Origin of the sequence: Aeromicrobium sp. (assembly GCF_049586495.1) — a bacterium.
Classification (GTDB): domain Bacteria; phylum Actinomycetota; class Actinomycetes; order Propionibacteriales; family Nocardioidaceae; genus Aeromicrobium.
Genome location: NZ_JBAVCB010000019.1, coordinates 1 through 11768, shown reverse-complemented (window position 1 = coordinate 11768; position 11768 = coordinate 1). Strand labels below are relative to the sequence as shown.

Annotated in this window: 10 protein-coding genes; 2 read left to right on the top strand and 8 right to left on the bottom strand. The window is 67.5% G+C overall.

Features of this window, described 5'->3' with window-relative positions; all coding sequences use genetic code 11:
- From WB508_RS00975 to WB508_RS00955, 5 genes are all read right to left on the bottom strand, one after another.
- Positions 1-1166 (bottom strand): thiamine pyrophosphate-binding protein (locus tag WB508_RS00975; RefSeq protein WP_423843002.1); only part of this gene is annotated, 1166 nt, incomplete at its 3' end.
- Between the two features lie 217 nt (positions 1167-1383).
- Complete coding sequence (locus WB508_RS00970) at positions 1384-2844, bottom strand: SDR family NAD(P)-dependent oxidoreductase (RefSeq protein WP_423843001.1); 1461 nt, start codon at positions 2842-2844, stop codon at positions 1384-1386.
- Complete coding sequence (gene ilvD, locus WB508_RS00965; protein WP_423843000.1) at positions 2844-4532, bottom strand: dihydroxy-acid dehydratase; 1689 nt, start codon at positions 4530-4532, stop codon at positions 2844-2846. Before ilvD ends, WB508_RS00970 begins: the two co-directional genes overlap by 1 nt.
- A gap of 47 nt (positions 4533-4579) precedes the next feature.
- Positions 4580-5269 (bottom strand): hypothetical protein, encoded by a 690-nt coding sequence (locus WB508_RS00960; RefSeq protein ID WP_423842999.1) that lies wholly within the window; start codon positions 5267-5269, stop codon positions 4580-4582.
- Complete coding sequence (locus WB508_RS00955) at positions 5266-5904, bottom strand: SatD family protein (protein ID WP_423842998.1); 639 nt, start codon at positions 5902-5904, stop codon at positions 5266-5268. Before WB508_RS00955 ends, WB508_RS00960 begins: the two co-directional genes overlap by 4 nt.
- Positions 5905-5973: 69 nt before the next feature.
- On the opposite strand from WB508_RS00955, the gene WB508_RS00950 reads away from it, so the two are divergent.
- Entirely contained in the window at positions 5974-6834 is an 861-nt protein-coding gene (locus WB508_RS00950; protein ID WP_423842997.1) for an ATP-grasp domain-containing protein, read from the top strand.
- Here WB508_RS00950 and WB508_RS00945 read toward each other — a convergent pair.
- Positions 6821-7852 carry a patatin-like phospholipase family protein gene (locus tag WB508_RS00945; protein WP_423842996.1) on the bottom strand — a complete coding sequence of 344 codons (1032 nt, stop codon included), beginning with the start codon at positions 7850-7852 and terminating at the stop codon, positions 6821-6823. The genes WB508_RS00950 and WB508_RS00945 overlap by 14 nt on opposite strands.
- A gap of 58 nt (positions 7853-7910) precedes the next feature.
- Here WB508_RS00945 and WB508_RS00940 point away from each other — a divergent pair, with 58 nt between their 5' ends.
- The gene (locus WB508_RS00940) at positions 7911-8792 is read left to right on the top strand and encodes an alpha/beta fold hydrolase (protein ID WP_423842995.1); all 882 of its coding nucleotides are present in this window, start codon (positions 7911-7913) and stop codon (positions 8790-8792) included.
- On the opposite strand, the gene gatB is transcribed toward WB508_RS00940, so the two are convergent.
- Both gatB and gatA read right to left on the bottom strand, forming a co-directional pair.
- A complete protein-coding gene (gatB, locus tag WB508_RS00935; RefSeq protein WP_423842994.1) occupies positions 8785-10308 on the bottom strand; it encodes an Asp-tRNA(Asn)/Glu-tRNA(Gln) amidotransferase subunit GatB in 1524 nt (507 codons plus the stop codon). The genes WB508_RS00940 and gatB overlap by 8 nt on opposite strands.
- Positions 10305-11768 (bottom strand): Asp-tRNA(Asn)/Glu-tRNA(Gln) amidotransferase subunit GatA (gene gatA, locus WB508_RS00930; protein ID WP_423842993.1); only part of this gene is annotated, 1464 nt, incomplete at its 5' end. The genes gatB and gatA, both read right to left, overlap by 4 nt.

Sequence of the window (11768 nt, the reverse complement as noted above, 5' to 3'; positions counted from 1 at the left end):
CTGATGCGCTCGATGACGGTTTGGGGGGCCAATCCTGCGGCAGGCTTGTCGTAGCCGACCGGATAGCGCTGCTTGATGCCCAGCATCTGCGCCTTCCACGGGGCGAAGTCGAGCGTGAGGCCGTCCTCGGCCTGCTGCTTGCGCACCGTGGTCAGGAGGTCGGCGATGACCTCGCGGCAGTCGCCCACGATCGGCACGTCCGCGGCGCGATTCTTGGAGATCTCGGCCGGGTCGATGTCGGCGTGAATGACCTTGGCGCCCGGCGCGAAGGAGCTGAGCTGGCCCGTGACACGGTCGTCGAAGCGCGCGCCGAGCGAGATCAGCAGATCGCTCTTCTGCAGGCCGGCGACGGCAGCGACGGTGCCATGCATGCCGGGCATGCCCAGGTGCAGCTCGTGCGAATCAGGGAAGGCGCCACGAGCCATCAGCGTCGTCACGACGGGAATCTGAGTCAGCTCGGCGAGCTCGAGCAGCTCGGCTGCGGCGTCGGCCTTGATGACTCCGCCGCCCACGTACAGGATCGGACGCTCGGAGGCGGCGATCAGTCGGGCGGCCTCGCGCACCTGCTTGCCGTGCGGCTTGGTGGTGGGTCGGTAGCCCGGCAGGGCCAGCTCGTTCGGCCACGAGAAGACGGTGGCCGCCTGCAGCGCGTCTTTGGCAATGTCGACCAGCACCGGTCCGGGACGACCAGTTCCCGCGATGTGGAACGCCTCGGCGATGACACGCGGGATGTCGTCAGCGTCGGTCACGAGATAGCTGTGCTTGGTGATCGGCATGGTGATGCCGCGGATGTCTGCCTCCTGGAAGGCGTCCGACCCAATCGAGCCACTCGGGACCTGACCGGTGATGGCCACCATGGCGACCGAATCCATGTGCGCGTCAGCGATCGCCGTGACCAGGTTGGTCGCTCCAGGCCCGGACGTGGCCATGCAGACACCCACGCGACCCGTGACCTGCGCGTACCCCTGCGCGGCGTGACCAGCACCCTGCTCGTGGCGTACCAGGATGTGGCGGATCGAGGAGTCGAACAACGGGTCGTAGGCCGGAAGGATGGCGCCACCGGGGATGCCGAAGATCGTGTCGACGCCGGCCTTCTCGAGCGCGGCCACGAGGGCCTGGGCGCCCGTGATCGTCTCGCCGATCGTGGTGGAGGGCTGCTCGGTCATCGGTGATTCCTTGTGCTCGGTTGGTTCAGGTGGTCGGGGATGTCGGTCGCTCGCATAAAAAAATCCCTCGGCCAGTGGCAAACGAGGGAGACGCGACGCCGAGAAGGCGTTCGCGTCATATGACTACTACGAGGATGTCCACGCACACAGCCTCAGTCTCCCCCGGTGCCTGAGCGTGGTCAAGTCGTGAGACGACTTGTTCCACCATGTGGGCATCTCACCACGCCGAGGTGCCGTAATCCTTCAGAAAGACGCCATGCACGTCTTCGCCCGACTCGCCTCGCACGATCGGGTCGTAGACCCGCGCTGCCCCGTCGACCAGGTCCAGCGGAGCCTTGAAACCCTCAGCCGCCAGGCGCACCTTGGTCACGTGCGGGCGTTCGTCGGTGATCCAGCCGGTGTCCACCGCCGTCATCAAGATGCCGTCGGCCTGCAGCATCTCGCCCGCGCTCGTGCGGGTCAGCATGTTCAGCGCGGCCTTGCTCATGTTGGTGTGGGGATGGCCCGGCCCCTTGTACTGACGGGCGAACTGGCCTTCCATGGCTGACACGTTCACCACGTAGGTGCGCCGAGCCGGCGATGCGGCGAGCGCGGGTCGCAATCGGCTGATCAGGATGAATGGTGCCGTCTGGTTGCACAGCTGCACCTCGAGGAGCTCAAGCGCGTCAACCTCGCCCAGCATCTGGGTCCAGCTGTTGACGTCGACCTCGTCCGGCACCAGCCCCCCAGCGTCGATGCGGGACAGATCGGCCGAACCAGCCGTCATCGCCTCGGCCGTCAGTGCCTCCGCTGACTGGGCTTGCGCCGTGAGCTGGTCGGCCCGGTCCGCATCGCTGGCGAGGACTGGATGAGCGTCGACGGATCCCACGAGAGCAGCCGGGTGCAGGTCACTCGTGTGGCCGAAGGTCAGCAGCTCGGGCAGCCTGCCCTCCGGCAACGGGGCCGATTCCGCCTCGGCCAGTGGCGCGTACGCCCCCGGCGTCCGGCGTACCGTCTGGGCGGCGTTGTTGATGATGATGTCCAGTGGCCCGGCCGCCGCGACGGAGTCGGCCAGGCCGATCACCTGGGCCGGGTCGCGCAGATCGATGCCGACGATGCGCAGCCGGTCAATCCAGTCAGCGCTGTCTTCCACGGCCGTGAAGCGACGCACCGCGTCGTGCGGGAAGCGGGTGGTGATGGTGGTGTGCGCACCGTCTCGCAACAGCCGCAGCGCGATGTACATGCCGATCTTGGCTCGGCCGCCGGTCAGCAGGGCCCGCTTGCCGGACAGGTCCGCGCGCGCGTCCCGCTTGGCGTGATTCAGCGCCGCACAATCCGGGCACAGCTGGTGATAGAACGTGTCGACCACGGTGTACTTCTGCTTGCAGATGTAACAGGGGCGGGCCACCTGCAGCGTGCCCGCCGAGGCGCCAACCGTGTTGGACACCAAGGGAATCCCGGCGGTCTCGTCGTCGATGCGCGACGCCGACCCGGTGGCCGTCGACTCGACGACGGCCCGATCCGCCGCTGAGATCGCGTCCCGTTTGGCGATGCGGCGCTGCTTCTTGACGTCCTTGTAGAACTTGCCGCACGCATGCCTCAGCGCGACGTACGCCTCGTCGTCCTCGCCCAGGAACTGAGCCTGTCCAAGAACCCTCAGCGCAGTGGCCAGCTCATCGTCTTCGAAGTGTGCTGCCATCAGCCGGTGATGGCGCCCTGTGAAGCACTACCAACCAACTTGCGGTACTTGGCCAGCACGCCGGTCGTGTACCTGCTCGGCATCGGCTCCCAGCCCACCTTGCGGGCCTCGAGCTCGTCGGGGTCGATCTGGACCTCGAGCGTCTTGTTGGCCACATCCAGCGTGATCGGGTCGCCGTCCTTGACGAAGGCGATGGGTCCAGCGTCGACGGCTTCGGGGGCCACGTGACCGACGCACAGACCCGTGGTGCCGCCGGAGAAGCGGCCATCGGTCAGCAGCAGGACGTCCTTGCCCAGGCCTGCTCCCTTGATCGCACCCGTGATCGCCAACATCTCGCGCATGCCGGGCCCTCCCTTGGGGCCTTCGTTGCGGATCACCACGACATCCCCTGCGACGATGGTGCCGTCCTCCAGTGCGTTCATCGCGGCGCGCTCGCCGTCGAACACCCGCGCCGTGCCGGTGAAGATGTCGGAGTCGAAGCCGGCGCTCTTGACGACAGCGCCGTCCGGAGCCAGCGATCCGTGCAAGATCGTGATGCCACCGGTCTGGTGAATCGGGCGGTCGAGGGTGCGGATCACATCACCATCCAGCTTCTCGGTGATGTCTTCAAGATTCTCGGCCATCGTCTTGCCCGTCACGGTCAAGCAGTCTCCGTGCAGCAGACCCGCGTCGAGCAACGCCTTCATGATGACGGCGGTTCCGCCGGCCTTGTCGACGTCGTTCATGACGTAGCGACCAAATGGCTTGAGGTCGCCGAGGTGCGGCACCTTGTCGCCCACCCGACTGAAGTCCGCCAGGGTCAGGTCGACCTCCGCCTCGCGAGCAATGGCCAGCAGATGCAGCACCGCGTTGGTCGAGCCGCCCAGCGCCATCGTGACGGTGATGGCGTTCTCGAACGCCTCCTTCGTCATGATCTGTCGCGCGGTGATGCCGCGACGCAGCAGCTCGACCACGGCCTCGCCGGACTTCACGGCGAAGTCGTCGCGGCGGGTGTCGATGGCCGGCGGTGCGGCCGATCCCGGCAGGCTCATGCCGAGCGCCTCGGCAGCGGTCGCCATGGTGTTGGCGGTGAACATGCCGCCGCACGCTCCCTCACCGGGGCAGATGGCGCGCTCGATCTTGTCGACCTGCTCGCGGCTCATCAGCCCGCGCATGCAGGCGCCGACGGCTTCGAAGGCATCGATGATCGTGACGTCCTTGCCGTCGACGTTGCCGGGCATGATCGATCCGGCATAGAGGAAGACGCTGGCGAGATCGAGACGCGCGGCGGCCATCAGCATGCCGGGCAGGCTCTTGTCGCAACCGGCCAGCAGCACCGAGCCGTCCAGGCGTTCGGCCATCATGACGGTCTCGACCGAGTCGGCGATGACCTCGCGGCTCACCAGCGAGAAGTGCATGCCCTCGTGGCCCATCGAGATGCCGTCGGACACCGAGATGGTGCCGAACTCCAACGGATACCCGCCGCCGGCGTGAACACCCACCTTGACCGCTTTGGCCAACCGGTCCAACGGCATGTTGCAGGGGGTGATCTCGTTCCAGCTCGAGGCGACACCGATCTGCGGCTTGACCCAGTCGTCGTCACCCATGCCGACGGCGCGCAGCATGCCGCGCGACGCGGTGGCCTCCAGTCCGTCGGTGACGGTGCGGCTGCGGGGCTTGATGTCGACGTCATCGTGCTGATCTGCCATGTTCACAGCCTACGGCGGGCGCCGGCGAGGCCGGTCGAAGGTCTCGGTCAGAACAGCGGAACGAACACCAGCGCCAGTCCCCAGCTGACGAAGCTGCCCACCAGGACGTACTCCGCCTTGAGCCCCGACGCGTGGTCACGATTGATCTCGGGGAATCGCAAGATGCCCTTGGCCGCGACGATCGCGCTGATCGCCGCCACGTTGCCGCTCAGCGCCAGCGCGAAGATCGCGAGGCGCTCGATCGGCCCGAGGATGCGGCCACCCTTGAGCTGTTGCTCCTCAGCGATCACGTCCGGACCCGCGTCGGTGAGCACCCGCCGGACCACCACGTTGGCCGACTGCATCAAGAACAGGGCCACCGCGACGGCGAGCGCCGCATCGGGGATCGACACCTCGGCGAGGCCCGTGATCTCCAGCGACTCGTACCAGGTGGCGATCGGCGGGCGGGCCCGTGGCACCTGGTGTCCGGTCGCGAGGACGAGAACGATGGAAGCCGGCAGCACCCAGGGCGTCCACCGTGTGTGGGGCAGGGACACAGCCGTCACCACCGCCCCGGACAGGACCGCGATCCAGATGCTGTGCCAGCCGAATCCGAGCGCACGCGCCAACACGAGCGCGACGAGTGCGCCGACGCCGACTGCCCGCACCAGATCGGTTCGACGACTGACCTGGGTGGGAACGAGCCGAGTGAGGTCCGCCGTTCCAACCGCGGCGAGCAGGACAGCCAGCAAGCTCACCGGTCCACCTCCGTGGGTGCGGTCAGTACACCGACCGACTCGAGCACGGCCGAGGCACCACTGCGGCGCAAGCTCTGGGAGACCGCAGACGCCGAAATCCCCTCGATCCGGGCCAGCTCCGCCCGGGTGCTGCCCTGCAGCACGCCCAGAGCGAGCCGGCGCTGTCGGCCGTCGAAGCCGGTGACGATGGCATCGCGCGTCATCAGATAGCTGTTCATCCAGGCGTCCCCCTCCGCGACGGTCGTGCGCAAGCCCGGAAGGCGGCGTTCGCCCTCCTTGACGTCGACGATGGCGTCGCGAGCGCTCCACCAGGCCGGGCCGTCCTGTGTCAGACCGTAACGCGACCGACCGACGATCTCGATGGGCCCACGACCGATCCCGGCGCGACAATCCATCTTCTCGGGTAGGGCCAGGCGTACCAGGAGCACAGCGGTCGCGGCGGACTCGACGGAGTCGTAGACGCCCTGAAATTCATCGCCGATGGTGCTCTCCAACGGCTGGAGAGCCGGGACTCGCTCGTTGGCGACCGCGAGCGCGTCCAGCAGCGCCGCCTGCGCCTGGGAACGCGACGGCTGCTGACGAGAACCGACGAGGTCGCCGATCACCGCCACCATAGATGAAGTCTTGTTCTTCATATATCGATAATGAAGCCTATTGCTACATTTTGCAAGTAGAGGAATCTCACATGACCGTACAGTCGCGGCATGCGCCTGACCTTCGTCACCTCCACCGCCAGCCGCGACGCTGACACCGATCTGCCCCTCCTGGTCGACGCCGCACACGCTCGCGAGATCGACGCCGCGATCAGCGTGTGGGACGACCCCGACGTGGCGTGGGGCGACTTCGACCTCGTGGTGGTGCGCTCGTGCTGGGACTACCTGGCCCGCCGTGAGGAGTTTCTCGCCTGGGCCGCCACGGTGCCGCGCATCGCCAACCCCGCCGACGTGTTGGCGTGGAACACCGACAAGGCCTACCTGCGCCAGCTCGCCGACGCAGGAGTCCCCGTCATCCCGACCCAGTGGGACGTCGCGCCCGGCGACGACCTGGGGCCGTACACCGAGTGGGTGGTGAAGCCGTCCATCTCTGCAGGGTCACGCGACACCGCGCGGTGGACCAGCCCCGATGACGTCTACGCTCACAGCGCTGATCTGCAAGCCGAGGGACGCACTGCCATGGTGCAGCCCTACATCTCCTCGGTGGACGCTGAGGGCGAGACGGCGATTCTCTCGATCGGTGGACAGTTCTCGCATGCCATCTGCAAGGAGGCCCTGTTGCTGCCCGGCGAGGGAATCCGCCAGGACCGTGACGGCCGGGAGGTGATCACCGCGCGCAAGCCAACGTCTGACCAGCTCGCCGTGGCGAAGGCCGCACTGGACGCCATCGAGCCCGCCATGGGCACGAGAGTCGATCTGCTGTACTCACGGGTCGATCTGGTCACCGGACCACACGGCGAGCCCCTGGTGATCGAACTCGAGCTCACCGAACCCAGCCTGTTCCTGCACACCCATGCCGACGCGCCGGCGCGCCTCATCGCCGCGGCCGAGGAAGCGGTCAGGTCACGCTGATCTGGCCGGGGTGGTCGCGATCGGTCCTGATGGGCGCACCCTCAGGGTGCAGCGTCAACCACTTGAGCCCGGCGTCGTACCCCGACTCGAACAGCGTCTGCTGCTGCTCGGGGGTCAGGTCGAAATCAGTCCAGCCGACACCCTTGGGCTTGGCGAAGATGCTCCGTTCGACGTTGACCGGATTGCTGACATGCCGCACCTGCGTGGAGTCGACGGTCGTGTAGATCAGGCTCGAGATCAACGAGATCGGGCCGGTGACCGGTGTGGCCGGCGCCTGCTCGTTCCACGGAGAGCTCAGCCGCACCCCGACCGTGGGCCACCGGCTCGGCTGCTGATCGTCGCGGTCGAAGATCTCGATTGGATAGCTGCGCAGCAAGGACCCGTCCGCCAAGGTCGACGTGCCATGGCGGCCCTTCAGCGTCGACGGCTCGAACATGAACGGGATGGCCGACGACGCGCGGACCGCCCGCGCGACCGAAAAGTTCTCGGCCGCCAGTCCGTAGTCAACGAGATCCCACGGCAGGTAGACCAGACGTTGACGCGACAGGTCGCTGGTGGTGACCACGAGGCGGAAGGATTTCCCCGGCGGCAGTGATGAGCCCGGGTCGTCGAAGGCGAAGTCGCCAAAGGACCGGACTCCCAGGTCGGCCAAGACACCTCGCGTCCAGTCCTCGAGGTGTTGTCCCCGGTACATGCCCTGGTGGAACAGGATGCCCAGCCCGTTGGCCAGGGTGGGCCACCACGAGAATGCCTTGCCCAAGCCTCGACGGTCGAGCATGTCGGTGTAGTCGAGCGAGCGCATGATGTCGTCGACCCGGCTCATGGGCTCGCCTGCCTGCTGCATCGCCGCGATGATCGACCCGACGAGTGCACCGGCCGACGACCCGGCGATACGAGCGAAGGTGTAGCCATTCTCGGCCAGCGCGACAGCGGCGCCGACCAAAGCGATCGCCTTGACTCCCCCACCTTCCAGGACGAGGTCGGCGGTCCGAGAGACGGGAGCCGGGGTCGCGGTCATGGCCCAACCCTACGAAACGCGCGGCAGTCTGCCGCCCGACGTGCCAGACTCGACCCTTGTGACAACTCCTGCCGCTCAGCTGCGCTACCACGACGTGACCAGCAAGGACGGGACACGCTTGCGGGCCTGGTCCAATGGCGCGGACGGACCGACGGTGCTGCTGTCGAACGGCTTGGGTACCAATCCACACGCCTGGCCAGCGCTGCTGCACCCCGATTGCGGCGTGCACGTCATCGGGTGGAACCACCGCGGTGTCGGCGGGTCGGCGCGGCCAGTCGACGGGCGCGTCGATCTGGATGCCTTCGTGGAGGACGCTCTCTCGATCATGGACGACGCGGGCGTCGAGTCGGCCGTCGTCGCCAGCTGGTCGGTCGGCGTGACGGTGGCCTTCCAGCTCGCCGTGGACCATCCCGAGCGCGTCCTCGGCATCCTCGCCGTCGCCGGCGTTCCGGGCAACACCTTCTCGACCATGCTGGCTCCCCTGCGGGTCCCCGGCTTCGCCGCGCGCGTGACCATGACGAGCCTGGCCCGCCTCACCACCCTCACCGGCCACCCGCTGGCACCCGTCACCCGCCGAATTCCGTGGACCAACCTGACGTCGAACATGCTGCGGCGCAGTCGCCTGATCAATCCCACTGCCGACACGGCCGAGCTGCGCGACCTGATGCAAGAGTTCTTCATGACGCACCCGGCCTGGTACGCCAAGCTGGCCCTGAGCGTCTCCAAGCACGGGCGGGTCCCGCTCTCGACGATCACGGTGCCCGTGACCTTCGTGGCCGGACGCTGGGACCTGCTGACCGGCCCCAATCACATGCTCTCCGCCTCCCAGCGGATCAAGCACTCGCGCTACATCCGGCTGGACGCCACCCACTTCATCCCGGTCGAGCGTCCCGCCGAGGTGCTGCGTGAGCTGCGCCTCCTCCTTGACGAGGTCAGCTGAGCTTCTGCATCAGCAGCTCGCGCACGCGGGCGGCATCGGCCTGACCGCGCATCTCCTTCATGACGGCGCCGATCAGCGCACCAGCTGCGGCCACCTTGCCGTCGCGCACCTTCTGGGCCGCATCGGGATCGCCGACGATGGCGCGATCGACGGCCTCGCCCAAGGCTCCGTCGTCCGACACGACTTCCAGGCCGCGAGCAGCAACCACCTCATCAGGCGTTCCCTCGCCCGCGATGACGCCATCGAAGACCTGACGTGCCAACTTGTCGTTGATGCGACCGGCATCGATCAGGGCCTGGATCTGCGCCACCTGATCCGGGGTGATCCCGAGGGCATCGAGATCGGCACCCTGCTCGTTGGCGCGGCGGGCCATCTCGCCCAACCACCACTTGCGCGCCGTCTGCGGGCTGGCCCCTGCGTCGATCGTCGCGGCAATCAGATCCAGCGCGCCGGCTCCGAGCGTGTCCCGCATGTCCAGGTCGCTGAACTTCCACTCCTGCTGCAGACGGGCCCGACGTTCGGCCGGGGGTTCGGGCAACGTGGCGCGCAGCTCCTCGACCCACTCGCGCGACGGCGAGACGGGCGCCAGGTCCGGCTCTGGGAAGTAGCGGTAGTCATCAGCATCGGACTTCTCCCGGCCCGCCAGGGTGGTGCCGGTGGTCTCCTGGAAGTGGCGAGTCTCCTGCAGGACTGACCCGCCAGCATCGAGGATGCCGGCGTGACGGGACACCTCGTGGCGCACCGCCCGCTCCACCGAGCGGAAGGAATTCACGTTCTTGGTCTCTGACCGGGTGCCAAGAGTGTCTGCGCCCTGCGGCTTCAGCGACAGATTGACGTCAGCGCGGAGCGATCCCTGGTCCATGCGGACGTCCGAGACACCGAGACCACCGATCAGGTCACGGACGTGGGAGACGAAGGCGCGCGCCACGGCGGGGGCCTTTGCGGCCGGAACCTCGATCGTGCGGGTGACGATCTCGATCAACGGAATGCCAGCGCGGTTGTAGTCGACCAGCGAGTGGTCCGCCCCGTGGATACGCCCGGTGGAACCGCCCACGTGCAGCGCCTTGCCGGTGTCCTCCTCCATGTGGGCGCGCTCGATCTCGATCCGGAAGACCTCGCTGTCGCCGGCTTTCTCGTCGACCACCGTGACGTCGACGAATCCGTCAAAGGCGATGGGCTCGTCGTACTGGGAGGTCTGAAAATTCTTCGGCATGTCGGGGTAGAAGTAGTTCTTCCGTGCGAACCGGCACCAGGTGGCGATCTCGCAATTGAGGGCCAACCCCATGCGGATGGCCGACTCGACAGCCTTCGCGTTGACGACTGGGAGCGCACCCGGCAGAGCCATGCAGACCGGGCACACCTGGGTATTGGGCTCGGCCCCGAACTCAGTCGGGCAGCCGCAGAACATCTTGGTCGCAGTGTTCAGCTCGATGTGGATCTCCAGGCCCATCACGGGGTCGTACCGCGTGATGGCCTCGTCGAACGGAACCAACGACGTCTCGGTGGACGTGCTCATCGGCTGACCTCTCCTAAGTGGCCGGACAACTCGGGCGCGCGAGACAGCAGGGGACGTCCGTCCCACGTCTCCTTGAGCAGGGTCTCCAGGCCCGCGGCCACGTTGTAGAGCCGGTCGTCGGCGGTGGCTGGTGCCAGGAACTGCATCCCGACCGGAAGCTGGTCCTCGTCGGCCAGGCCGATCGGGAGCGACAGACCCGGAATGCCGACGAGATTGGCCGGCAGCGTCGCGATGTCGCCCAAATACATGGCCAGCGGATCGTCCAGCTTGTCGCCCAGTGGGTACGCCGTGGTGGGGACCGTGGGTGAGGCCAGCACGTCGAGCCCGTCGAAGGCTGCGGTGAAATCACGCGAGAGCAACGTGCGCACCTTCTGCGCTGAGCCGTAGTACGCGTCGTAGTAGCCGCTGGAGAGCGCATAGGTGCCGATGATGATGCGGCGCTTGACCTCGTCACCGAAGCCGGCGTCGCGGGTCGCGGCCATCACCTGTTCGGCGCTGGGGCTGTTCACGCCGTCCGGGCTGACGCGCAATCCGTATCGCATCGCGTCGAAGCGGGCCAGATTGCTGCTTGCCTCGCTCGGCATCACCAGATAGTAGGCGGCGAGGGCGTACTCGAGGCTCGGTATCGACACCTCGACGACCTCTGCACCGGCACCGGTCAGCAGCGCGATCGCTTCGTCGAAACGGGCTCGAACGCCGGCCTGGAAGCCTCCTGCGGACTCGGTGCTACCGCCCAGCTCGCGGATGACGCCAATCTTCAAGCCCTTGATCTCACCGCGCCGGGCTGCGGCCACGACCGGCGCCGAGGACGCCTTGATGCTGGTGGAGTCCATCGGGTCGTGACCCGCGATCAGCTCGTGCAGCAGTGCGGCGTCAAGCACCGTGCGTGTGACGGGCCCCGCCTGGTCCAGACTGCTGGCCATGGCCACCAGACCGTACCGGCTGACCGCGCCATACGTCGGCTTCACCCCGACCGTGCCGGTGAATGCGCCCGGTTGTCGGATGGAGCCACCCGTGTCGGTCCCGATCGCCAGCGGCGCCTCGAAGGCGGCCACGGCGGCGGCCGATCCGCCACCGGAACCACCCGGAACACGCGACGTGTCCCAGGGGTTGCGGGTGGGCCCGAACGCGGAGTGTTCAGTGGACGAACCCATCGCGAACTCGTCCATGTTGGTCTTGCCCAGCATGGGGAGCCCAGCCGCCTTGATGCGCGCGGCAACGGTGGCGTCGTAGGGCGGAATCCAGCCCTCGAGAATCTTGGAGCCGCACGTGGTGGGCACGCCGCGCGTGGCCACGATGTCCTTGACGGCGATCGGCACACCAGCCAAGTGGGCCAGCGACTCGCCAGCGGCCCGTCGGGAGTCGACGTCGGCCGCCGCCGCGAGCGCGCCTTCAGCGTCGACGTGCAGGTAGGCGTTCAGCTCACCGTCGACCGCAGCGATGCGGTCCAGGTGCAGCTG